Annotated in this window: 23 protein-coding genes and 1 riboswitch; of the genes, 13 read left to right on the top strand and 10 right to left on the bottom strand. The window is 42.8% G+C overall.

From position 1 onward, the window contains the following. Positions 1-65: 65 nt before the first annotated feature. Entirely contained in the window at positions 66-1,046 is a 981-nt protein-coding gene (gene acuI / locus C9J48_RS25530; RefSeq protein WP_006233331.1) for an acrylyl-CoA reductase (NADPH), read from the top strand. Positions 1,047-1,182: 136 nt separating this feature from the next. Here acuI and C9J48_RS25525 read toward each other — a convergent pair whose 3' ends face one another. Continuing rightward, positions 1,183-2,124, bottom strand: a complete 942-nt coding sequence (locus C9J48_RS25525) for a LysR family transcriptional regulator (protein ID WP_006233332.1) — start codon at positions 2,122-2,124, stop codon at positions 1,183-1,185. Positions 2,125-2,271: 147 nt separating this feature from the next. Next, on the bottom strand, positions 2,272-2,454 hold the full coding sequence (locus tag C9J48_RS25520) for a hypothetical protein (protein ID WP_006233333.1): 183 nt from the start codon (positions 2,452-2,454) through the stop codon (positions 2,272-2,274). 139 nt (positions 2,455-2,593) lie between these two features. Between C9J48_RS25520 and tusA the strand changes: the two genes are divergently transcribed. Next, positions 2,594-2,842 (top strand): sulfurtransferase TusA, encoded by a 249-nt coding sequence (tusA, locus tag C9J48_RS25515; RefSeq protein ID WP_006233334.1) that lies wholly within the window; start codon positions 2,594-2,596, stop codon positions 2,840-2,842. Between the two features lie 54 nt (positions 2,843-2,896). Here tusA and C9J48_RS25510 read toward each other — a convergent pair whose 3' ends face one another. The 3 genes from C9J48_RS25510 to C9J48_RS25500 all read right to left on the bottom strand — a co-directional run bounded on the left by C9J48_RS25510 (position 2,897) and on the right by C9J48_RS25500 (position 4,887). Then, positions 2,897-3,148 (bottom strand): hypothetical protein, encoded by a 252-nt coding sequence (locus C9J48_RS25510; protein ID WP_006233335.1) that lies wholly within the window; start codon positions 3,146-3,148, stop codon positions 2,897-2,899. A gap of 147 nt (positions 3,149-3,295) precedes the next feature. Then, a complete protein-coding gene (locus tag C9J48_RS25505) occupies positions 3,296-3,853 on the bottom strand; it encodes a TMEM165/GDT1 family protein (protein ID WP_036804326.1) in 558 nt (185 codons plus the stop codon). A 93-nt stretch (positions 3,854-3,946) separates the two neighbouring features. Beyond that, positions 3,947-4,049: riboswitch (yybP-ykoY riboswitch) on the bottom strand. 112 nt (positions 4,050-4,161) lie between these two features. Then, the gene (locus C9J48_RS25500) at positions 4,162-4,887 is read right to left on the bottom strand and encodes a YiaD family glycine zipper/OmpA-like lipoprotein (protein WP_006233337.1); all 726 of its coding nucleotides are present in this window, start codon (positions 4,885-4,887) and stop codon (positions 4,162-4,164) included. Between the two features lie 289 nt (positions 4,888-5,176). Between C9J48_RS25500 and glyQ the strand changes: the two genes are divergently transcribed. The 3 genes from glyQ (at position 5,177) to C9J48_RS25485 (ending at position 9,704) form a co-directional block, all read left to right on the top strand. Further along, on the top strand, positions 5,177-6,088 hold the full coding sequence (gene glyQ / locus C9J48_RS25495) for a glycine--tRNA ligase subunit alpha (protein WP_006233338.1): 912 nt from the start codon (positions 5,177-5,179) through the stop codon (positions 6,086-6,088). 9 nt (positions 6,089-6,097) lie between these two features. Further along, positions 6,098-8,167: a glycine--tRNA ligase subunit beta gene (gene glyS, locus C9J48_RS25490; RefSeq protein WP_006233339.1), complete on the top strand. Its 2,070-nt coding sequence runs from the start codon at positions 6,098-6,100 to the stop codon at positions 8,165-8,167. 286 nt (positions 8,168-8,453) lie between these two features. Beyond that, positions 8,454-9,704 (top strand): valine--pyruvate transaminase, encoded by a 1,251-nt coding sequence (locus C9J48_RS25485; RefSeq protein WP_006233340.1) that lies wholly within the window; start codon positions 8,454-8,456, stop codon positions 9,702-9,704. 199 nt (positions 9,705-9,903) lie between these two features. Here the strand turns inward: C9J48_RS25485 and ibpA are convergent, their stop codons facing one another. From ibpA to dnaA, 5 genes are all read right to left on the bottom strand, one after another. Then, positions 9,904-10,341 carry a small heat shock chaperone IbpA gene (gene ibpA / locus C9J48_RS25480; protein WP_006233341.1) on the bottom strand — a complete coding sequence of 146 codons (438 nt, stop codon included), beginning with the start codon at positions 10,339-10,341 and terminating at the stop codon, positions 9,904-9,906. Between the two features lie 253 nt (positions 10,342-10,594). After that, a complete protein-coding gene (gyrB, locus tag C9J48_RS25475; RefSeq protein WP_006233342.1) occupies positions 10,595-13,012 on the bottom strand; it encodes a DNA topoisomerase (ATP-hydrolyzing) subunit B in 2,418 nt (805 codons plus the stop codon). Between the two features lie 19 nt (positions 13,013-13,031). Beyond that, positions 13,032-14,111, bottom strand: a complete 1,080-nt coding sequence (gene recF, locus C9J48_RS25470) for a DNA replication/repair protein RecF (protein ID WP_006233343.1) — start codon at positions 14,109-14,111, stop codon at positions 13,032-13,034. Positions 14,112-14,114: 3 nt separating this feature from the next. Beyond that, positions 14,115-15,215, bottom strand: a complete 1,101-nt coding sequence (gene dnaN / locus C9J48_RS25465; RefSeq protein ID WP_006233344.1) for a DNA polymerase III subunit beta — start codon at positions 15,213-15,215, stop codon at positions 14,115-14,117. Between the two features lies 1 nt (position 15,216). Next, positions 15,217-16,641 (bottom strand): chromosomal replication initiator protein DnaA, encoded by a 1,425-nt coding sequence (gene dnaA, locus C9J48_RS25460; RefSeq protein WP_006233345.1) that lies wholly within the window; start codon positions 16,639-16,641, stop codon positions 15,217-15,219. A gap of 312 nt (positions 16,642-16,953) precedes the next feature. Here dnaA and C9J48_RS25450 point away from each other — a divergent pair, with 312 nt between their 5' ends. The 8 genes from C9J48_RS25450 to mnmE all read left to right on the top strand — a co-directional run bounded on the left by C9J48_RS25450 (position 16,954) and on the right by mnmE (position 23,303). Further along, a complete protein-coding gene (locus C9J48_RS25450) occupies positions 16,954-17,709 on the top strand; it encodes an amino acid ABC transporter substrate-binding protein (protein ID WP_006233346.1) in 756 nt (251 codons plus the stop codon). Positions 17,710-17,813: 104 nt separating this feature from the next. Beyond that, entirely contained in the window at positions 17,814-18,485 is a 672-nt protein-coding gene (locus C9J48_RS25445; RefSeq protein ID WP_006233348.1) for an amino acid ABC transporter permease, read from the top strand. Beyond that, positions 18,482-19,252 carry an amino acid ABC transporter ATP-binding protein gene (locus C9J48_RS25440; protein ID WP_006233349.1) on the top strand — a complete coding sequence of 257 codons (771 nt, stop codon included), beginning with the start codon at positions 18,482-18,484 and terminating at the stop codon, positions 19,250-19,252. The genes C9J48_RS25445 and C9J48_RS25440 overlap by 4 nt, the downstream gene beginning before the upstream one ends. A 152-nt stretch (positions 19,253-19,404) precedes the next feature. Further along, entirely contained in the window at positions 19,405-19,539 is a 135-nt protein-coding gene (rpmH, locus tag C9J48_RS25435; protein WP_006233350.1) for a 50S ribosomal protein L34, read from the top strand. 12 nt (positions 19,540-19,551) lie between these two features. Beyond that, positions 19,552-19,908, top strand: a complete 357-nt coding sequence (gene rnpA, locus C9J48_RS25430) for a ribonuclease P protein component (protein ID WP_006233351.1) — start codon at positions 19,552-19,554, stop codon at positions 19,906-19,908. Next, positions 19,875-20,132, top strand: coding sequence for a membrane protein insertion efficiency factor YidD (gene yidD / locus C9J48_RS25425; RefSeq protein ID WP_006233352.1), 258 nt, complete (start codon positions 19,875-19,877; stop codon positions 20,130-20,132). The genes rnpA and yidD overlap by 34 nt, the downstream gene beginning before the upstream one ends. 2 nt (positions 20,133-20,134) lie before the next feature. Next, on the top strand, positions 20,135-21,751 hold the full coding sequence (gene yidC, locus C9J48_RS25420) for a membrane protein insertase YidC (protein ID WP_006233353.1): 1,617 nt from the start codon (positions 20,135-20,137) through the stop codon (positions 21,749-21,751). A gap of 184 nt (positions 21,752-21,935) precedes the next feature. Then, complete coding sequence (mnmE, locus tag C9J48_RS25415) at positions 21,936-23,303, top strand: tRNA uridine-5-carboxymethylaminomethyl(34) synthesis GTPase MnmE (protein ID WP_006233354.1); 1,368 nt, start codon at positions 21,936-21,938, stop codon at positions 23,301-23,303. Positions 23,304-23,307: the final 4 nt, after the last annotated feature.

Here is a 23,307-nt window from a genome sequence, read left to right as displayed (position 1 = left end):
GTTATATCAAAGCTACACTCTGCACATATTCAACGCCCCCTTTCATTAATACTCGGAGCACACCTATGTTTAAGGCACTTGTTCTTGATCAAGAAGAGAAAAAAACTATTGCAGGCATTCGTCAAGTTGATGAATCTGAGCTGCCTGAAGGTGATGTATTAATCGATGTAGATTACTCTTCATTAAACTACAAAGATGGTCTAGCGATTACTGGCAAAGGCCGAATTGTTCGTCAATTCCCAATGGTTCCAGGTATCGATTTAACAGGTCGAGTACTCGAATCTAGCGATAATCGTTACCAGGTTGGTGATGCTGTTGTGCTTACTGGCTGGGGAGTTGGTGAAGGACATTGGGGCGGCATGGCAGAAAAAGCTCGCCTTAACGCTGATTGGTTAGTACCACTACCTGAAAATCTTGATGGTAAACAAGCAATGATGATTGGTACTGCTGGTCTAACATCAATGCTATGTGTACAAGCACTTATTGACGCTGGCGTAACACCTGAGTCGGGTGAAGTTGTCGTCACGGGTGCAAGTGGTGGTGTGGGCTCTGTTGCTGTAACTCTACTCGCTCAACTTGGCTATCAAGTAGCAGCAGTTACTGGACGAAACGAAGTAAACGGTCCATTGCTGAAAGAGCTTGGTGCAAGCCGCATTATTGAACGCAGCGAGTTTGAAGAACCTGCTCGCCCACTAGAAAAACAACTATGGGCAGGCGCTGTTGATACTGTTGGCAGTAAAGTACTCGCCAAAGTACTAGCGCAAATGGATTATAACGGAGCTGTTGCTGCGTGCGGCCTAGCCGGTGGTTTTGATCTACCTACAACTGTTATGCCATTTATTCTACGAAATGTAAGACTACAAGGTGTTGACTCTGTATCTTGCCCATTTGAAAAACGCCAGCAAGCGTGGAAGAAACTGACTGAACTATTGCCAGCAAGCTACTATCAACAAGCTTGTCGCGAAGTAAGTTTAGAAGAAGTAGCCGAGTGTGCAGAAGACATCACCAACGGCCAGGTAACGGGTCGGGTCGTTATTAAACTATAAACAGTACCACGGTTAATACTGGCTTATTCAGACAAAGCCAAGCAACAAATCAGAAAAAAGTAAGACTACCTTGGCCAGCTTATGCTGGCCCTTTTTTTATTGATACAAAAGAAAACTAATCATCGTCATAGAATACTCATGCTAGTCCCATATCGCGAATGCGCTGACCAATAAGGCGACTGCATTCTTCTTTTATCAGATTCCGCAACCACACCTGAGAAGCAGAGTGTTCACAGCGAGGATGCCATAGTAGTGAATAATTAAACGGTTCAAACTCAAAGGGTAACGGCTTCACAACCAAGTCATATCTGTCTGCAACTAAATACGCTAAATCAGCAGGCACCGTAATGATCAGTGGCATCTTATCCACTATGGCTAGGGCGGCTTCTAAATGCGATGCACGTAAGGCCATTTTCCGCTCGGGGTAACCACGCAATGCTTCATCAATTAACGATTTCACCCCGTCGCTTATCGCAATCATTGCATGAGGAAACGACAGATAATCATCAAGGGTAAGATCTTTATCAGCCATTGGGTGGTTTCTTGAAAGCATGCAAAAAACACTCACTAAACCAAGATGATCTCGACATAGTGAGGTATCGATACTGGTTGGGCGACATATTGCCATATCGCACCCGTCTGTTGTGAGCTGAGTAAGTAAATGATCATGCTGCAACGGCTCAAACTTCAATGAGATATTTGGGGCTTCTTCATAAATGCGCGGTAAGGCAAAAGGTAAAATGGTTTGCATCGCATAATCGGTAGTCGCGATAACAAACCGTTGATCGCATAACTCAGGTCGAAAGCCACTTGGTGTAAGTAAAATACGCAGTGCTTCCAAGGGATCATTTAATGATTCATTTATTTCTAATGCACGTTGTGTCGGAATCAAATGCTGCCCTTGTCGAGTAAATAGCGGATCAGCCAACAAATCACGTAGGCGACCTAAAACTCGACTCATCGCCGATTGACTCAAGTTCAATCGCACAGCTGCTCGGCTGACACTGCACTCATCAAGTAATACCTTCAATGCCACCAATAGATTTAAATCACGGCGGTAGACTTCTTCTAATTCCATATCAAGCTTCACTTACTTAGCGATAACAGCACTGTTACCAAGACAATTAGATTATGACGGGACAGATAAAAAAAATCCCGCAAAAAAGCGGGGAAGCCCAAGAAAACTAGGGGGAGTGTAGTAGATGTATAGTGTAAGAGATAAAAGTTAACCTTCTTCCTCTTCAAGTTCTGGTGAATTGGTTAATTCGAACCAAAGTCCGATCGCGGCGGCAATTAGACCACCAAGCGCAAAAATACTCATATCATTAGGGCTGCGTAAAACGAGAGAGCAAAAAGTTATAAAGCACAGCACACAATAAATAGTTAATCGATCAATCTGTGTCAGCATTTGATACCTCCTAATCCTTCAGAAGAAATGTTAAATACCTGTTAAATAAGTTACACAATTTATTCTGATTTGCCAACCCTTATTGATTAATTCTTATCCATAAGTATGATCAAGCCTTCGAAGCCGGAATGAAATCGTTATGACAGCATTATTTGAAAACCCAACACATAATTTGGAAGCACAAGGATTACGCTGTCCAGAACCTGTAATGATGGTACGTAAAACAGTCAGGAGAATGGAAGAAGGCGAGACATTACTGATACTTGCAGATGATCCATCCACCACAAGAGACATTCCTAGTTTTTGTCGCTTTATGGATCACACTCTTGTTGCCGCCGATACCGAAACCCTCCCATATCGTTTTCTAATCCGTAAAGGTTCAAATTAAAAAAGGCAGCTCTAAGAGCTGCCTTTTTAGTCTTTAAAATCTGACGACCATCGCCTACTCGTAGCTTTCTTTTGCTTCTTTGCGTGCTATTGCTAGTTCATGTCGCAAGTCACGGATCTCTTTTTTCATCGGGATCACATAACGTAACCGAACAAGCGCATCGACCGATAGATAGGTCGTCACAATGGAACCCACTACCATTGGTAGCCACATATCCGTTAATACCATTCCTAAAATATTAAGAATAAGTGCTAAGTTAAATAACCAAAACTGACTCTGTGGAGATATAGCGAGAAACCGGTTCATACCTTCCTCCTACTAAACACCATGCTAGTGATATCACTGTATCATGGCGCTTTTTCCCACACAGCAATCAGTATCACAATTCACAAAAAGGTCATGTTATCTGGTAGTTAACGTGATGACGATGTGTTTCACGTGAAACATCAATCGCTACAAACCGAATGCAGCAGCCAACGCAAGGCCAGCAAACAAGGTTGCTGTTACTTTACGGATCAAAGCTAACGGCATTTTGTCTGCCGACAGCTTACCAATCAACACCACTGGCACATTCGCCAATAGCATACCTATCGTTGTTCCGAGTACGACAAGCAGTAATGCATCACTGTATTTAGCCCCAAGCATAGTTGTTGCGACTTGAGTTTTATCCCCGATTTCAGCAATAAAAAAAGCAATAAAGCTCGCAACAAATGGACCACGGTTAGAAATATTCTCGTCATCATCCAGTTTGTCGGGGATTAGTATCCAACCCGCCATCACCACAAAGCTCACCACGAGTGTCCATTTCAATACATCAGGAGTGAGATAGTCGGCAACAACGACACCCAGCCAAGCAGCCAGTGCGTGATTAGCAATCGTCGCCAGGAAAATAGCCAGAATAATGGGTACAGGTTTACGATAGCGACTCGCTAACAGTAGAGATAATAGTTGGGTTTTATCGCCAATTTCAGCTAAGGCAACAGTAGTAATGGATACAGCTAATACGCTCACGACATGCTCTTGGGGGCGAGGGTTATTTATAAAAACCACAGGTAAACGTACATGCCCCACCCCGGTTCATGCTGGTTTACCAATGGTCTCGCCAAACTCACTAAAGTAGGATTAGTGTGAGTCATAATCGCCATGAAGATTTTGCTTCAAGTATGTTGACGATTATCTCGATGATCGAGAGGCTACTCCCCAAAGGAAACGGCATAATAACGAGAGAGATAAAAGGATACAAGAATAAAAGAGAAGATTAAGGCAAGAAGATTACCAACCGTTAAGCTAACAGTTGGTAACCAGAAAAAACATCGAGATTAAGAAAGCGGACTTAACACGATTTCTACACGGCGATTTTCAGCACGGCCTTGCTCAGTTTTATTGGAGGCAATTGGCTTTGCTTCCCCCATACCTTTGGTAATAACACGATTAGCCGCAACACCACCACGCATCAAGTTACTACTCACTTCACTTGCGCGAACCTGCGATAAACGTTGATTATACGATGCAGAGCCAGTGCTATCAGTGAAGCCGTAAACATTAATAAGCGTCTTGTCGTACTCTTTCGCGACAAGAGCAACATTCTTTAACGCGGCAACAGCGCGTGAACTTAGATCTGACTGATCAATACCAAATGTAATTTCGTTCGGCATATTTAATACAATATTATCGCCATCACGGGTAACGCTAATACCCGTTGATTCTAATTGCTGACGTAATTTGGTTTCCTGTACGTCCATGTAATAACCAATACCACCACCAAGTGCAGCACCTGATGCAGCCCCAATTAATGCACCTTTACCACGGTCACTTTTACTTGAAGACGCAACACCAATAGCAGCACCAGAGATAGCACCGATCAGTGCCCCACTGGTTGATTTTGCAGTCTGCTCTTCACGTGTGTAAGGGTTTACTGTTGTACAGCCGGTAGCAACAACAGAAGTCATCACTGCAAATACCGCGGTACGTACCCACTTATTAGAAACGTTATTCTTTGATAATCTTTGATTGGATACCATTGAAAAATCCATTGCCTTCACCATTTTTATTCCATACTCTCGATTTATGATCGATGTCTAATCACTACCACTCACCCATTATTTTAAAGATAATGAGCCAGAAACTGCTTCTATTATAATGAACGCTGATTTTTTACACATCAAGATAATGTCAAAAATACACAGTGGAGATATAAACACATCGATGTTTAAAAAAATAGTCCCGCAAAATAGCCAAAGACGAATAAAAAACACACACTAACCCTACTCGGTAAAAGCCATGCAAGGTATACTGGATTATTACTTTTCATCCACTAATCTCGCGAAGTTCACAATGCAGAATTACGATATTAAAACCTTTCAGGGTATGATCCTCGCACTGCAGGATTACTGGGGCAAGCAGGGTTGTACAATAGTTCAACCTCTAGACATGGAAGTTGGTGCTGGTACTTCTCACCCAATGACATGTCTTCGCGCTTTAGGTCCAGAGCCAATTGCAGCAGCATATGTACAACCATCACGCCGTCCAACTGATGGCCGTTACGGCGAAAATCCAAACCGCCTACAGCACTACTACCAGTTCCAAGTAATGCTAAAGCCCTCTCCTGACAATATTCAGGAACTATACCTTGGCTCACTTGAAGTACTGGGTGTTGATACTCAAGTACATGACATCCGCTTCGTTGAAGATAACTGGGAAAACCCAACATTGGGAGCCTGGGGTCTTGGCTGGGAAGTGTGGCTCAACGGTATGGAAGTAACACAGTTTACTTACTTCCAGCAGGTTGGTGGTATTGAGTGTAAGCCTGTAACAGGTGAAATCACTTACGGTATCGAACGTTTAGCAATGTACATCCAAAACGTTGACTCAGTTTACGACTTAGTTTGGACTGATGGCCCACTAGGTAAAGTAACCTATGGCGATATATTTCACCAAAATGAAGTTGAGCAATCAACGTATAACTTTGAACACGCAGACGTAGATTTCTTATTCACTTTCTTCGACCAGTGCGAGAAAGAATGTAAGGAACTATTAGCGCTAGAGACTCCGTTATCACTTCCTGCCTACGAACGTATTCTAAAAGCAGGTCATGCGTTTAACTTGCTTGATGCACGTAAAGCGATCTCGGTTACCGAGCGTCAGCGTTACATCTTACGTATTCGCAACCTGACTAAACAAGTTGCTGAAGCTTACTACGCATCTCGTGAAGCGCTTGGCTTCCCGATGTGCAAAAAAGATAAGTAAGGACGTCGCATGACTGAAAGAAATTTCCTTATCGAATTAGGAACTGAAGAGCTACCACCGAAAGCTCTTCGCACACTTGCTGAAGCATTTTCATCAAACTTTGAAGCAGAGTTAAAAGCAGCCGCACTTGTACACCAAGGTATCGAGTGGTTTGCAACGCCTCGTCGTTTAGCGCTTAAAGTAACAGCACTGGCTACAGGCCAAGCTGATAGCGTCGTTGAAAAACGTGGACCTGCTATCTCTGCCGCTTTTGATGCAGAAGGTAACCCAACGAAAGCCGCTCAAGGCTGGGCACGTGGTAATGGTATTACTGTCGAGCAAGCTGATACTCTGAAAACAGAGAAAGGCGAATGGTTACTGTACAAGCAAGAAGTGAAAGGTAAACCAGCTCAAGAACTACTCAGTGGTCTTGCTGCAGCAGCATTAGCTAAATTGCCGATCCCTAAGCCTATGCGTTGGGGTAACAACGAAATACAGTTTATTCGCCCAGTTAAAACCCTAACCATGCTGTTAGGTGACGAACTCATCGAAGGCAATATTCTTGGTGCTGACTCTGCACGCATCATTCGTGGTCACCGTTTCATGGGTGAAGCTGAATTTACGATTGATAATGCAGATCAGTACCCTGCTATTCTTGAAGAACGTGGCAAAGTAATGGCAAATTACGAAGCACGTAAGGCAATCATTCTTGAAGGTGCTAAGAAAGCGGCACTGGAAGTGGGTGGCATTGCTGATCTTGAAGATGAGCTAGTTGAAGAAGTCACATCTTTAGTTGAATGGCCTGTTGTATTAACAGCATCATTTGAAGAAAACTTCCTAAACGTACCGTCTGAAGCACTGGTTTACACCATGAAAGGTGACCAGAAGTACTTCCCGGTTTACGATGCTGAAGGCAACCTAATACCTAAGTTTATTTTCGTGACAAACATTGAGTCGAAAGACCCACGTCAGATCATCGAAGGTAATGAAAAGGTTGTTCGCCCTCGCCTAGCGGATGCTGAATTCTTCTTTAAAACAGACCGTAAACGCCCATTGGTTGATCGCCTTCCTGAACTAGAAACGGCTATCTTCCAAAAGCAACTTGGTACAATTAAAGATAAGACCGATCGTATTACTGAGCTTGCTGGTTACATTGCAGAGAAAATCGATGCAGATGTAACGAATGCTAAACGCGCTGGCCTATTAGCCAAATGTGACCTAATGACATCAATGGTATTCGAGTTTACCGATACCCAAGGTGTGATGGGTATGCATTACGCTCGCCATGATGGTGAAGCTGAAGATGTAGCATTAGCGTTATATGAACAGTACATGCCACGCTTTGCAGGTGACGAGTTACCAAGTACTGGTGTTTCAGCGGCTGTCGCGATGGCAGATAAGATTGATACGCTAGTAGGTATCTTCGGTATTGGTCAAGCACCAAAAGGTAGCGACCCATTCGCCCTACGCCGTGCAGCACTCGGTGTGCTACGCATCATCGTAGAGAAAGGTTACAACCTAGACTTAGTTGATCTTATCGCGAAGGCACGCGCTCAGTTTGGTGACAAGCTGACAAATACTAACGTGGAAGATGACGTTATCGACTTTATGCTAGGTCGCTTCCGCGCTTGGTATCAAGATGAGGGGCATAGTGTCGACGTAATTCTAGCAGTATTAGCATTACGCCCAACACAGCCAGCTGATTTCGATAAGCGTGTTAAAGCCGTGAGCCACTTCCGTTCATTAGATGCAGCAGAATCATTAGCCGCAGCCAATAAACGTGTTGGTAATATCTTGGCTAAGTTTGATGGCGAATTGCCATTGGCCGTAGATAGCTCACTACTGATTGAAAATGCCGAAAAAGCATTAGCTGAAAAAGTAGAAGCGATGATTGCAGCGCTTGCGCCAGTATTTGCCGAAGGTAACTACCAACAAGCCCTATCTGAGCTAGCAACGCTACGTGAACCTGTAGACGCATTCTTCGATAACGTAATGGTTATGGCTGATGACGAAAAGCTAAAAGTGAATCGTCTAACGATGCTTAACCTTTTACGTAACGAATTCTTAAAAGTTGCAGATATTTCTTTAGTTCAGAAATAACTCGCCGCAAAAAGAATATAAACCCTACACTTTAGTGTGGGGTTTTTTTATGTCTGTGTTTCACGTGAAACAGCATTAAAGTGAAATATAACCATCAGAAATTCAGCAAACCTAAGTGATTTAAATATAAAACCCATTGTTTCACATGAAACATCAGACCAGAAAAATTGGTTGCCTCTTGTTCTTTCCCTCTGCAGTACAATCATGTATGTTGAAATGTGAATACAACTTATACACTTATTTAACAAATAATGATTAGAACAATACACTAAGGTCGGTAGTACACATGGAGTTTTCTACATTCGGAGATAAGTTCGCTCGTTATTCAGGTATCACTCAATTGATGGATGACTTGAATGATGGCTTAAGAAATCCAGACGCAATCATGCTAGGTGGCGGCAATCCCGCACAAATTCCCTTCATGGTGGATTACTTTAACGATATAGCCAAAGAGATGGTTAGTACGGGTGAACTCGCAGCGGCAATGACAAATTATGATGGACCCCAAGGGAAAAATACCTTCATCACTGCCCTCGCCGATTTGCTCCGTGACACGTATGGCTGGGATATTAGCGCGAAAAATATTGCGCTAACAAACGGTAGCCAGAGTGCATTCTTTAACCTTTTCAATTTGCTGGCTGGGGAGTTTCCAGACGGCAGCAAGAAAAAAGTATTACTCCCGTTAGCACCTGAATATATTGGCTACGGCGATTCAGGATTAAGCGATGATATGTTTATTTCTTATCATCCAGAGATCACCTTACTGGATAACGGTCAATTCAAATACCACATCGACTTTAAAGAGTTAAAAGTCGATAGCAGTATCGGGGTTATTTGCGCCTCTCGCCCAACGAATCCAACTGGTAATGTACTCACCGATGAAGAGGTTCACCATTTAGATCAGCTGGCTCAAGAACACAAGATTCCATTAATCATTGATAATGCTTATGGCATACCGTTTCCTGATATTATTTTTGCTGATGTTACCCCTTTCTGGAATGAGAATACCATTCTATGTATGAGCCTTTCAAAATTGGGTTTACCGGGCGTTCGCTGTGGCATTGTAATAGCGAGTGAAGAAATCACTACAGCAATAACCAATATGAATGGCGTACTCAGTTTAGCACCAGGGAGCGTTGGTCCGGCCATCATCAATAAGATGATGGAGAGAAATGATTTACTTACGTTAAGTGAAAAAGTTATCAAACCTTTTTACTTACAAAAATCACAGGATGCGGTAAAGCTATTACAAACTGCGATTACAGACCCACGTTTTCGTATTCATAAACCCGAAGGCGCGATGTTCTTATGGTTATGGTTTAAAGGGTTACCGATTACGACAATGGAACTCTATCGTCGCTTAAAAGTACGTGGAGTATTAATTGTTCCAGGCGAATACTTTTTTATTGGCTTAGATGATGACTGGCAACACGGTCATGAATGCTTGCGAATGAACTATGTTCAAAGTAGCGAAGATATGCAAAAAGGCATTGCAGTTATCGCTGAAGAAGTTGCCAAGGCGTATGCTGAAGGCTAATTAATCAAGAATGGGTGATAGCAATACCGCCTATTTTTTATTAAAGCTCAACGATTTCCTTTCGCAATGTTTCACATGAAACACTGATAGCAGATTTTTTAACAATGGCTGGTCAGCTTGTAAGCCAAAGCGATAAATACAAAAAAGGTCAGCATAAGCTGACCTTCACTACTCTTTTATGAATAAAGTGACTTAGCCTTTATTCATCCTCAACGATACGACGACCATTAATGGCAATTTTTCTTGGTTGCTGCTCTTCTGGGATTTCTCGTTCCAGATCAATATGAAGTAAACCATTCACCATTTGTGCATCGATAACTTTGACATAATCAGCGAGCTGGAACTTACGCTCAAAATCACGTTCAGCAATACCTTGATATAAATACTGGCGTTCTTCTTTTTCACCTTCGCGAATACCGCGCACAATCAGTTTATTCTGTTGCTGTGTAATATCGAGTTGTTCTTCAGCAAAGCCTGCAACAGCCATTGTTATACGGTAGTGATTATCATCTTGTTGCTCAATGTTATATGGCGGGTAACCAGTATTTGCGTTACTCACATTTTTTTCCATTTGATTGAATAAACGATCAAAGCCAATAGCTGAACGATAAAGAGGAGTGAAATCTACGTTGCGCATAATACCTATCCTTCTAATGAAGCAATATAAATAATATAAGTAATGAAGTGATTTTCCATAAGGACAAACCAAGCACATAACCCTACTTGAGGCGTCTTGCTCTTCATCAATAGATATAAGGGGAAGAAAGGTATTTTCCAAGGGTAAAAAACTAAAAACTCACAACAAAAACATAACTAATTGAATTTTAAGTAATAAAAACGCCACTCTAAAAGTGGCGTTTTACACTATTACGAGGCTAAAACCGAACGTTCTACACGTCTAGATTCGCCACTTTCAGTGCGTTTTCTTCAATGAAGTTACGACGAGGTTCTACTTGGTCACCCATTAGTGTGGTGAACAACTCATCAGCTGCAACGGCATCGTTAATCGTTACTTGTAGCATACGACGAGATTCAGGATCCATTGTCGTTTCCCACAGTTGTTCAGGGTTCATCTCACCCAGACCTTTGTAACGCTGAAGGTATACACCACGACGAGACTCTTTAATCAACCAATCTAAGCCTTCTTTAAAGCTTGAAACCGATAGTTTACGCTCACCACGTTGCACGTAAGCATTGTCTTCTAATAGGCCATTTAGCGCTTCAGAAAGATCAGCTAACTTGCTGTACTCTCTTGAATTTAAAAGGTCATAGCTTAGCGTGTAATCGTATTCAACGCCGTGTGTACGTACAATCACTTGCGGTAAGGAAACATTGTTTTCTTCATCACGCTGAATAGCAAAGCTGTATTGGCTTTCACCAGATTGCTTTTCATTCAACGCTGCAACTAATGGTGTAGCCCACGCTTCGATTGCTGTTTCATCACTTAGCATATCGATAGAAAGACGAGGTTGGTATGCAAACTCATTTAACATCAGTAATGGATAACGACGACTCATGCGCTCAATCAGCTTCATGCCTGCATTATATTGCTTTACTAATTCTTCTAGTGCTAAGCCAGTAATAGCTGGTGCACCTTCAGTTGCAAACAATGATGCGTTATCTAATGCTAGAGACACTTGGTATTGATCCATGTCTTCATCATCTTTTATGTATTGCTCTTGCTTACCTTTCTTCACTTTGTAAAGTGGTGGCTGAGCAATATAGATGTGACCACGTTCAATCAGCTCTGGCATTTGACGGTAGAAGAATGTCAATAACAGCGTACGGATGTGAGAACCATCGACATCGGCATCAGTCATGATGATGATGTTGTGGTAACGCAATTTGTCTGGGTTATATTCATCACGTCCGATACCACAACCCATTGCGGTAATCAGTGTTGCCACTTCTTGAGAAGACAGCATCTTATCAAAACGTGCTTTTTCAACGTTAAGGATTTTACCTTTAAGCGGTAAGATTGCCTGATTTTTACGGTTACGCCCCTGCTTAGCTGAACCGCCAGCAGAGTCCCCTTCCACTATGTATAATTCAGATAGTGCAGGATCTTTTTCTTGGCAGTCTGCCAATTTACCCGGCAAACCAGCAAGATCAAGCGCACCTTTACGACGTGTCATTTCACGTGCTTTACGCGCAGCTTCACGTGCACGAGATGCATCAATAATTTTACTACAAACAATTTTCGCGTCTGATGGATTCTCTAATAAGAATTCACTCAGTTTTTCATTCATTGCTGATTCAACAGCAGGTTTCACTTCGCTTGATACCAGTTTGTCTTTAGTTTGGCTTGAAAACTTAGGATCAGGTACTTTAACGGAAACAACAGCCGTTAGACCTTCACGCGCATCATCACCAGATGTCGAAGTCTTTTCTTTTTTAGAATAGCCTTCTTTATCCATAAACGTATTTAACGTACGCGTTAACGCGCCACGGAAACCCGCTAAGTGACTGCCACCATCACGCTGTGGGATGTTGTTAGTGAAACAATAGATGCCTTCTTGGAAACCATCATTCCACTGCATAGCAACTTCAACCGAAATGCCATCTTCACGTTCAAAGTCAAAATGGAACACTTTCGAGTGAATTGGTGTTTTGTTGCGGTTCAAGTGTTCAACAAACGCCTTGATACCACCTTCATACATGAAGTGGTCTTGCTTGCCTTCTTCACGCTCGTCAATCAAGCGAATAGATACGCCAGAGTTAAGGAACGATAACTCGCGAAGACGCTTAGCCAAAATTTCATAGTGGAAAACAACATTGGTAAATGTATCTTCACTTGGCCAGAAACGAATACGCGTACCGGTCTTGTCTGTCTCACCGATCGCTTCAAGTGGCTTATCTGGCACACCGTGATGGTAAATTTGGTGATGAATTGAACCGTGACGATAAATTGTTAGCTCTACCTTTTCAGATAGCGCATTCACAACAGAGACACCTACACCGTGTAGGCCGCCAGAGACTTTGTATGAGTTATCATCAAATTTACCACCCGCGTGCAGTACCGTCATGATTACTTCAGCGGCAGATACACCTTCTTCTTCATGAATATCGGTTGGAATACCACGTCCGTCATCACTGACAGAAACAGAGTTATCCTCGTGGATTGTGATAATAATGTCTTCACAGTGACCAGCAAGAGCTTCATCGATAGAGTTATCGACGACCTCAAACACCATATGGTGCAAACCAGTACCGTCATCAGTATCGCCAATATACATCCCTGGGCGCTTACGTACGGCATCAAGGCCTTTAAGCACTTTAATGCTTGATGAATCGTAATTGTTGGACATTGAGTTACTCTCGCTTTAATTATCCTGCGGTTATTTTACCGTGTTCCACATGAAACATCTTGCCATTTTCATCATGCATATCTGTAATTTGTTCATCACTGATCGCACTAATGAAAACCTGGGCGTTGGTTTCTTTTAACCGTTGCGCTAACAGCGCACGCCGATGGCTATCCAGCTCGGAAGCAAAATCATCAAGAAGGTAAATACACTGTTTGCCCGTTGCTTCTGTTAGATGAAGTCCTTGCGCTAAACGTAATGCGCATACCATCAGTTTAAGTTGTCCACGCGACAACACATCTTCAACAGGCGTACCAGCCACCTTCATTCGTAAATCAGCCTTATGCGGACCATTTACGGTATAGCCAAGCTGACAATCACGCTCAAAATTACGTTTTAGCAGCTCAGCATAAGGGGTTTCTTTCTCCCAACCACGGTAATAAGACAACTGGATTTCATACTCAGGTAAAAAACCTTGGCAGATTTCAGCCGCTTTTTGTTTTACCGCAATAAGGTATTCGTCTCGCCATACACTGATTTCTTCAGCTAACACTGCTAACTCTTGATCCCAATAACTGAGTTCACGGTAGCTGCGTGCTGTTTTTAACAATGCATTGCGTTGTTTGGTGAGTCGCTTAATACGGCTCCAAGCATTATAGAACTTCGGTTCTATATGAAACACACCCCAATCAATAAAAGATCGACGATATTTCGGCCCACCAATCAAAAGCTCAAACCCTTCAGGTGTGATCAATTGCAGGGGCAATACTTGGGCTAATTGCGATAGCTTTTGACCACTTTCACCAGAAACTTTCACTTCCGTTGTGCCATCACGTTTTTTATTGATGCCCAGCGGAAGTTCTAATTGATTGTCAGTCAGTACGCGCCCATGAATAAACAACTCTTGTTGCTCATGACGAATAACACGACTGGTAAGGTGGCTTCGGAACGAACGACCATGTCCCAGATAATGGATAGCTTCCAATACACTGTTTTTTCCACTGCCGTTCGCGCCAACCAAAAAATTGAAGCGTGGTGACAAAGCTAAGTCACACGCTTCAATGTTTCTGAAGTCTTTAACGATTAAACGAGTAAGTGCCATGCTTTATAATCTAATTGGCATCACAACATACATCGCTTCATCATTGGCGCAATCTTCAACTAATGCACTGGCATTAGCATCGGTTAGCGACAAACGTACTTGGTCACATTTTAAGGTGTTAAGCACATCCAATACATAGCTAACGTTAAAACCGATTTCTAGGTCATCTCCCTGATAATCAACATCAAGAAACTCTTCCGCTTCTTCTTGCTCAGGGTTATTGGCGGTTATACGCATTTCACCTTTTGACAAGTTAACGCGCACACCTCGGAATTTTTCGTTTGATAAGATAGCAGCACGTGAAAATGCTTTACGCAATTCGTCACAACTTGCTTCTACAAACTTATTGCTGCTTTGTGGCATAACGCGGCGGTAATCAGGAAAACGCCCATCCACTAGCTTCGAGGTGAATACAAAATTATTCACGGTTGCTCGGATATTCGAATTACCAATTTGGATATCAACCATTGCTTCGGCGTTATCTAGCAAGCGTACCAATTCCAATACGCCTTTACGCGGCACAATAATCTGCTTAGTTGCTAGTTCTTGCGCTAAGTCGATCGCGCATACCGCCATACGGTGGCCATCTGTCGCAACCGATCGTAAATGGCTGCCGTCAGTTTCAAATAACATGCCATTTAAGTAGTAACGTACATCTTGATGTGCCATTGAAAATTGCGTGCTTTGGATAAGTTGGCTCATGCGACCTTGCGGTAACGTGAACTCAACTTCACTCTGCCAATCTTCAATATTAGGAAAATCAGCGGCAGGCAATGTCGATAGTGAGTAACGACTACGACCAGAACGGATTAAAATACGATCGCCTTCAAGCGTAACGGCAATCTTGGCGCTATCAGGCAAGCCACGACAAATATCGAGAAACTTACGAGAAGGCACAGTCACTGCACCAATTTCAAAATCAGCTTCTAGTGCTAATTTTGCAATCAGTTCGACTTCTAAATCGGTTCCTGTCATCGACAGGTATCCCTCTTCCACTTTAAGCAGAATGTTACCTAAGATAGGTAAAGAAGGACGACCGCCTAAAGCACCAGATACCTGCTGCAAAGGCTTTAATAAATGTTCGCGTTCGACGGTAAATTTCATATCAGGTCGATAATGTTCTTATTAGGTTTGAATAATCTTCTTTTATATCGTGGCTTTCTTCACGCAACTGCACTATTTTTCGGCAAGCATGTAAGACTGTGGTGTGATCTCGCCCACCAAAAGCATCACCGATTTCAGGAAGACTGTGATTAGTTAATTCTTTTGCCAGTGCCATCGCCATTTGACGCGGTCGCGCCACGGAACGTGAACGACGCTTCGACAGCATGTCTGACATCTTTATTTTATAGTATTCAGCAACAGTCTTCTGAATATTATCAATGGTAACAAGCTTTTCTTGCAGCGCGAGTAAATCACGTAAGGCTTCACGCACAAAATCTATCGTAATTGCACGACCCGTGAAGTTGGCATTAGCGATAACACGATTCAATGCGCCTTCAAGCTCACGTACGTTTGAACGTAAACGCTTAGCAATAAAGAATGCCACTTCATCGGGCAGTCGAATATTATGATTTTCAGCCTTCTTCATTAAGATAGCGACCCGAGTTTCTAACTCTGGTGGCTCAATCGCAACAGTTAATCCCCAACCAAAACGTGATTTCAAACGATCTTCTACCCCATTGATTTCTCTAGGGTAACGGTCGGATGTCAAAATGATCTGTTGGTTACCTTCAAGCAAAGCATTAAAGGTATGAAAAAATTCTTCTTGTGAACGTTCTTTATTAGCAAAGAATTGAATGTCATCAATCAATAATGCATCAACACTGCGGTAATAACGCTTAAATTCTTCAATGGCGTTATTTTGCAGGGCTTTCACCATATCTTGAACAAAACGTTCAGAGTGCATGTAAACCACGCGCGCATTGGGCTTACGATCAGCAATCGCATTGCCAACCGCATGTAATAAGTGCGTTTTACCCAACCCCGTGCCGCCATAAAGAAACAATGGGTTATACGCAGCACCAGGATTATCAGACACTTGACGACACGCAGCCAAACCCAGTTGATTCGATTTACCTTCAACAAAATTATTAAAATTATGTTTAGGGTTCACATTCGAACGATAACCTGATTTCGATTCAGGTTGCACGGGTGATGGTGCCGGCTCCCATGAGCGTGATGGCGCATCATCTTGCAATATTTTCGTTGCAGGTGATGGTTTTCGCACTAACGTCACTGCTGGTGCGGCTGGTGCGATGTTTTGAGAAGGTGGTACAACAACTTGTCGGCTGCCCACTTCAAAACGCAAGATCGGTATATCCGTCCCACAGAATTCATTCAGTAGACGGTTAATATTATTAAGGTACTTATCCCTTACCCAATCGAGAACAAAACGATTAGGCGCAAAAAGGGTCAGCGTATTATCGTTTAACTCAGCTTGTAGGGGTCGCACCCACATGCTGAATTCTGTCGCAGGTAGCTCTTCTTGAAGACGTTGAAGGCACTGCAACCATAGCGAAGATGACAAGTTCGACTCCACACTGAGTAACAAAACACAAAAAGGGATATAATTTTATACCTGCTGGCTCTGGATCACCAGCAAAGAGATCGCAGATCCAGTGAATAAGATCAGACTTATTCACACAAACTGCACAATCAAGCATTGGATCAACACAATTTACCCAGACATTACCCACAATACTATTAACATTGAGCTAAGATCCATCAAACCTAACTCTACGTTATGTAAAATAACTCTAAGTTATTTAAAAAAACCGAAGCCTACCAAGTAGGATGGCAGAAATAGATAATGATGTAAGCCATACATGGAGTAAACAGGATGAAAAGCTGGGTAAAGACAACATTTACAGCGGTAGCACTAACTTTAGCGGCAAGCCAAACAGTAATGGCGGCAACAGATGTTAAAGTTGGTATGTCAGGACGCTATTTCCCTTTTACTTTTGTAAAGATGGATCAACTTCAGGGTTTTGAGGTCGATTTATGGGATGAAATCGGCAAACGTAACGATTATAACGTTGAATATGTTACCGCAAGCTTCTCTGGTTTATTTGGCTTACTAGAAACGGGACGTATTGATACCATTTCAAACCAAATCACGATTACTCCCGAACGCCAGGCTAAATTCCTTTTTGCTGAACCTTACGTTATTGATGGTGCGCAGCTGGTAGTACGCAAAGGCAATAACGATATTAAATCGACAGCTGATCTTGCAGATAAAACAGTCGGGGTCAACTTAGGTTCTAATTACGAACAGCTATTGCGTCAGCTTGATAATGCCGCACAAATCAACATCAAAACCTACGATGCGGGTATCGAGCACGATGTTGCTTTAGGCCGTACCGATGCATTTGTAATGGATCGCCTTTCTTCAATTGAGTTGATTAAAAAAGCGAATTTACCACTAGAATTAGCAGGTGAACCATTTGAGACAATTGAAAATGCGTGGCCTTTTGTGAAAAATGAAAAAGGCGAGAAGCTACGTAATGAGGTCAATACAGCACTAAACGCAATGCGTGAAGATGGCACACTGGCTGACATTTCAGTGAAATGGTTTGATACAGATATCACCAAATAATATGTAAAAAGTTAAGCTTCAATTCATTTATCGCTAATAAGGCTCACCAATGGTGAGTCTTTGTGTCTCTGACAACATCCACAATCAACGGACAAGTAGCCATCATGGGTTTCGATTTCAATTATATGCTTTCTCTGATGCCAATCTTGATGAAGTACCTTGGTACAACACTATCGATGGCAGTATGGGGACTAGGATTTGCACTAATCATCGCGATAACGTTGGCGTTAGTACGAGTTTATAAGCTGCCAGTATTAAACCAGCTGAGCCAGCTTTATATCAGTTTCTTTCGCGGAACCCCCTTGCTTGTGCAACTGTTCCTACTTTATTACGGTTTGCCCCAAGTCTTTCCGATATTTATTGGTTTAGATGCTTTCAGTGCATCGGTTATCGGATTGAGCTTACACTTCGCTGCTTATATGGCAGAAAGTATTCGAGCAGCCATTATTGGGGTCGATCGCAGCCAACGGGAAGCAAGCCTTGCCATTGGCATGACAGAAATGCAGGCAATGCGCCGTATTATTTTACCGCAAGCTACTCGTATCGCTTTGCCGTCTCTAATGAATTATTTTATCGATATGATTAAATCAACCTCACTCGCCTTCACGCTTGGGGTCGCTGAGATTATGGCAAAAGCACAAATGGAGGCATCTTCTAGCTTTAAATTTTTTGAAGCATTCTTGGCTGTTGCCTTTATTTATTGGGGATTAGTGCTTGTACTAACGCAAGTACAAAATTGGGCTGAAGCAAAACTCAATAAGGCGTATGTACGATGATAGACATAAAAAAACTCACCAAACGCTTTGGCGATAGCACCGTCTTTTCAGATCTAGACTTAACTATCACCAAAGGTGAAATTGTGGTGGTGATTGGCCCATCAGGTACCGGAAAATCCACGTTATTGCGCTGTATTAATTTTTTGGAAACCGCGAATCAAGGCAAAATCACCATTGATGGTGTGACGGTTGATACAACTCAAGCCAAAAAGAACGATATTTTAGCGTTACGACGTAAAACAGGCTTTGTTTTTCAAAATTATGCGTTATTTGCTCATTTAACGGCACGGCAAAACGTGGCAGAAGGTTTGATCACCGTAAAAGGCTGGAAAAAAGACACGGCTTACCTGCGAGCTCAACAAATTCTTGATGATATTGGGCTTGGTGATAAAGGAGATGCCTTTCCGGCAGCACTTTCTGGTGGTCAGCAGCAACGAGTGGGGATCGGACGCGCAATGGCATTAGAAGCCGAATTATTGCTATTTGATGAGCCAACATCCGCTTTAGACCCTGAATGGGTCGGTGAAGTGCTTACATTAATGAAAAAATTGGCAACTCGTCATCAAACCATGTTAGTGGTTACTCACGAAATGCAATTTGCACGCGAAGTTGCTGATAGAGTGATCTTTATGGCCGATGGTGAATTCGTAGAACAAGGCAAACCAGAGCAGATCTTCACCACTCCAAACGATCCAAGATTAAAAAAGTTCTTAAATCAGGTCGGGATCAGCGAAGGATCCTTGCGCTCTGGCTCACAAAAAGTATAATTCACCGCCCATACGACAATATGGGCATAATTATTGACTCTTTGGCAGTCAGTGATTACAATTCCGCCTCTTTGTTAGAGGTCGAGGATATTTTTATATCCGAAACTAAATAACAAACTTAAAAACTGATCAGTTAATTTAAGGTAATACCAATGAAACGCACTTTTCAACCTTCAGTTCTAAAGCGCAAGCGCAGCCACGGCTTTCGTGCTCGCATGGCAACTAAGAACGGTCGCGCAACAATCAATGCACGTCGTGCAAAAGGCCGTAAGCGCCTTTCTAAGTAATCTCTGATTATTTTGAATAAGCTAGCCTTCTCTCGGGAGTTACGTTTGTTAACTCCCGAGCATTATAAAAAAGTCTTCCAGCAAGCTCATCGTGCTGGCTCTCCTCATTTAACTATTCTAGCCCGTCCTAACGACCTCAATCATCCTCGTCTTGGTCTTGCTGTTCCCAAAAAACAAATTAAAACTGCCCCAGGTAGAAACCATTTCAAACGTATTGTTCGAGAAAGTTTCCGCTTAAAGCAACATGATTTGCCAGCAAACGATTTCGTCGTGATTGCAAAGAAAAGTGCCAGTGAGTTGAGCAACGAAGAGTTATTTAAGTTGTTGGATAAATTATGGCATCGCCTGTCTCGCCCTTCGCGTGGCTAGCCATCCGGCTGGTCCGCCTTTACCAACTGATAATAAGTCCGCTACTTGGACCTCGTTGTCGTTTTACTCCTACATGTTCTCAATATGCTATTGAAGCAATAAAAATGCATGGAGTCGTAAAAGGTTGTTGGTTCGCGGCGAAACGTCTATTAAGATGTCACCCTTTAAACAACGGTGGTTTTGACCCCGTTCCGCCAACCAAGCATAACGACAGAGATAATTAACGATGGATTCCCAACGCAATATTCTGTTAATTGCCCTACTGTTTGTCTCTTTCCTACTGTTTCAACAGTGGAATATGGACAACAGCCCACAGCCGCAAGGCCAGGGTACAGAGCAACAAGTTAACAATAGTGGTGATGTCCCTTCACATTCAGGTGATGGTCAACCAATTCCTGATCAAGAAACAACATCTAAAGACGTAATCACTATCAATACCGATGTACTGGCTCTTTCTGTCGATACGCTAGGTGGTGATGTTACTGAAGCTAAGTTATTAGCTTACGATAACGAATTAGATTCAGCTGACCCATTCATCCTTCTTAAGGACGAGGCTGGTCACAGCTATATTGCACAGTCAGGTCTAATCGGTGCTAATGGTATTGATTCCGCTAACGGTCGTGCACAATTAGCTGTAACAGCAAAAGATTTTACGCTGGCTGATGGTCAAGACGAACTACGTGTACCAATGACATACGTAAAAGATGGCATTACATACACCAAAACATTCGTTCTTAAACGCAACAGCTATGCTGTTGATGTTGAATACACCATTGATAACCAATCAGCTTCTGCAGCAAGTGTACAAATGTATGCACAGCTCCGCCAGAACCTGATGGACGATGGCAGTAGCCTTACGATGCCAACGTACCGTGGTGGCGCATATTCAACAGATACAACCAACTATAAGAAGTACAGCTTCGATGACATGCAGGACAAAAGCCTGAACATGACAACGACGAATGGCTGGGCAGCAATGCTGCAACACTACTTCGTATCAGCTTGGATTCCTCGTTCAGAAGAAGCATCAAACCTATTTACTCGTGCTAGCAATGGCCAGGGGTATATTGGTGTCCGTCTACCAACCACAACAATTGCAGCTGGTACAGAGCAAACCATTACTTCTACACTTTGGGTCGGTCCTAAACTGCAGAAAGAAATGGAAGCAACAGCAGCTAATCTAAACCTAACAGTTGATTACGGTTGGTTATGGTTTATCGCAAGCCCGTTACATAAACTACTGTCGTTCATTCAGAGCATCGTAGGTAACTGGGGTATCGCGATCATGATGCTTACTTTCATCGTTCGTGGTGCGATGTACCCGCTAACTAAAGCGCAGTACACCTCTATGGCTAAAATGCGCATGCTTCAGCCTAAGCTGACTGCAATGCGTGAGCGTCTAGGCGATGATCGTCAACGCATGAGCCAAGAAATGATGGAACTGTACAAGAAAGAGAAAGTTAACCCGTTGGGTGGCTGTCTTCCTATTGTATTACAGATGCCAATTTTCATTGCATTGTACTGGTCACTGATGGAATCAGTTGAATTGCGCCACTCACCGTTCTTCGGTTGGATTCACGACTTGTCAGCACAAGACCCGTACTACATCCTGCCATTGTTAATGGGTGTGTCGATGTTCATGATTCAGAAAATGAGCCCGACAACTGTAACGGATCCTATGCAGCAGAAGATCATGACATTTATGCCTGTTATGTTCACATTCTTCTTCTTATGGTTCCCATCCGGTCTAGTTCTATACTGGTTAGTATCGAACGTAGTTACCTTGATCCAGCAAACGTTAATTTATCGTTCTCTGGAAAAGAAAGGTCTACACACCAAATAGCATGACCAGCTAAGTTATTGAAAGGCGACCTAAGGGTCGCCTTTTTTATTGGGCTATTGGTCATAATCCCCTCTTTCCACCTATATTCTAAGCTATTGCCATTATGCGGTAAGTCAGCAATTACTAGGCTTTCCTATCGACTCTGTTTACAATTACTGCGAATTTTTTAAGCCAAGCCAAAGATATGAATGAACATACAGATACCATCGTTGCTCAAGCTACACCTCCTGGTCGAGGTGGTGTAGGCATCATTCGCGTTTCAGGTCCAAAGGCTAAAGAGGTTGCTCTTGCTGTTGCTGGTCGTGAATTAAAAACGCGTTACGCCGAATATCTTCCTTTTAAAAATGAAGATGGCACCGCTCTGGATCAGGGCATCGCACTCTTTTTTAAAGCTCCTAACTCCTTCACCGGTGAAGACGTCCTTGAATTACAAGGACACGGCGGCCCTGTTCTGATAGATATGATGATTCGCCGTATCCTGAAGCTTGATGGCATTCGCCCTGCACGTCCGGGGGAGTTCTCTGAACGCGCCTTCATGAACGATAAGCTTGATTTAACCCAAGCAGAGGCTATTGCAGACTTAATTGATGCCAGTTCAGAAGAAGCGGCTAAAAGTGCCTTCAAATCTCTTCAAGGAGTATTTTCAACCAAAGTGAATGAGCTGGTGGAAGCCGTTATTCACCTACGCATTTATGTTGAAGCTGCTATCGACTTTCCAGAAGAAGAAATCGACTTCTTGTCTGATGGTAAAGTAAGTAATGACTTACATGCCATCATCGATACTCTTAAAGCTGTACGCCGAGAAGCGAATCAAGGTTCAATTATTCGCGAAGGGATGAAGGTTGTTATTGCTGGTCGTCCTAACGCAGGCAAATCAAGCTTACTGAATGCACTATCAGGTAAAGATTCCGCAATTGTTACCGATATTGCTGGTACAACACGTGATGTACTACGTGAACACATTCATATCGATGGCATGCCATTACACATCATCGATACCGCCGGTTTACGTGAAGCATCCGATGAAGTGGAGCGCATTGGTATTGAACGTGCTTGGGAAGAAATTCAACAGGCAGATCGCGTATTGTTCATGGTCGATGGCACCACAACCAACGACACCGACCCGAAAGATATCTGGCCAGATTTTATTGAACGCCTACCAGCAAGCATGGGCTTAACCGTTATTCGCAATAAAGTGGAATTAACAGGGGAAGCTGCAGGAATTTGCCATGTCAACAACCCTACACTTGTCCGTCTATCTGCCCTTACAGGTGAAGGCGTTGATAGCCTACGTGAACATTTAAAAGAATGTATGGGCTTCTCAGGTACAACTGAAGGGGGCTTTATGGCACGCCGTCGTCACCTCGAAGCACTGGAGCAAGCCGCTCAACACTTAGAAATAGGTAAAGAACAGCTAGAAGGTTTTATGGCTGGCGAAATACTGGCAGAAGAACTTCGTCTTGCTCAGCAATATTTAAGTGAGATCACTGGTGAGTTCACCTCTGATGATCTTCTAGGAAGGATCTTTACTTCTTTCTGTATTGGTAAATAATTCG

The sequence above is a fragment of the Photobacterium profundum genome, assembly GCF_003026285.1.
Taxonomy (GTDB): Bacteria; Pseudomonadota; Gammaproteobacteria; order Enterobacterales; family Vibrionaceae; genus Photobacterium; species Photobacterium profundum.
Note: the sequence above shows the minus strand (reverse complement) of the source record. Positions and strands in the feature narration are given on the sequence as shown.

Coding starts and splice junctions, on each gene's coding strand:
- acuI (WP_006233331.1), top strand. CDS start 66: ATGTTTAAGGCACTTGTTCTTGATCAAGAAGAGAAAAAAACTATTGCA.
- C9J48_RS25525 (WP_006233332.1), bottom strand. CDS start 2,124: ATGGAATTAGAAGAAGTCTACCGCCGTGATTTAAATCTATTGGTGGCA.
- C9J48_RS25520 (WP_006233333.1), bottom strand. CDS start 2,454: ATGCTGACACAGATTGATCGATTAACTATTTATTGTGTGCTGTGCTTT.
- tusA (WP_006233334.1), top strand. CDS start 2,594: ATGACAGCATTATTTGAAAACCCAACACATAATTTGGAAGCACAAGGA.
- C9J48_RS25510 (WP_006233335.1), bottom strand. CDS start 3,148: ATGAACCGGTTTCTCGCTATATCTCCACAGAGTCAGTTTTGGTTATTT.
- C9J48_RS25500 (WP_006233337.1), bottom strand. CDS start 4,887: ATGGTGAAGGCAATGGATTTTTCAATGGTATCCAATCAAAGATTATCA.
- glyQ (WP_006233338.1), top strand. CDS start 5,177: ATGCAGAATTACGATATTAAAACCTTTCAGGGTATGATCCTCGCACTG.
- glyS (WP_006233339.1), top strand. CDS start 6,098: ATGACTGAAAGAAATTTCCTTATCGAATTAGGAACTGAAGAGCTACCA.
- C9J48_RS25485 (WP_006233340.1), top strand. CDS start 8,454: ATGGAGTTTTCTACATTCGGAGATAAGTTCGCTCGTTATTCAGGTATC.
- ibpA (WP_006233341.1), bottom strand. CDS start 10,341: ATGCGCAACGTAGATTTCACTCCTCTTTATCGTTCAGCTATTGGCTTT.
- gyrB (WP_006233342.1), bottom strand. CDS start 13,012: ATGTCCAACAATTACGATTCATCAAGCATTAAAGTGCTTAAAGGCCTT.
- recF (WP_006233343.1), bottom strand. CDS start 14,111: ATGGCACTTACTCGTTTAATCGTTAAAGACTTCAGAAACATTGAAGCG.
- dnaN (WP_006233344.1), bottom strand. CDS start 15,215: ATGAAATTTACCGTCGAACGCGAACATTTATTAAAGCCTTTGCAGCAG.
- C9J48_RS25450 (WP_006233346.1), top strand. CDS start 16,954: ATGAAAAGCTGGGTAAAGACAACATTTACAGCGGTAGCACTAACTTTA.
- C9J48_RS25445 (WP_006233348.1), top strand. CDS start 17,814: ATGGGTTTCGATTTCAATTATATGCTTTCTCTGATGCCAATCTTGATG.
- C9J48_RS25440 (WP_006233349.1), top strand. CDS start 18,482: ATGATAGACATAAAAAAACTCACCAAACGCTTTGGCGATAGCACCGTC.
- rpmH (WP_006233350.1), top strand. CDS start 19,405: ATGAAACGCACTTTTCAACCTTCAGTTCTAAAGCGCAAGCGCAGCCAC.
- yidD (WP_006233352.1), top strand. CDS start 19,875: ATGGCATCGCCTGTCTCGCCCTTCGCGTGGCTAGCCATCCGGCTGGTC.
- yidC (WP_006233353.1), top strand. CDS start 20,135: ATGGATTCCCAACGCAATATTCTGTTAATTGCCCTACTGTTTGTCTCT.
- mnmE (WP_006233354.1), top strand. CDS start 21,936: ATGAATGAACATACAGATACCATCGTTGCTCAAGCTACACCTCCTGGT.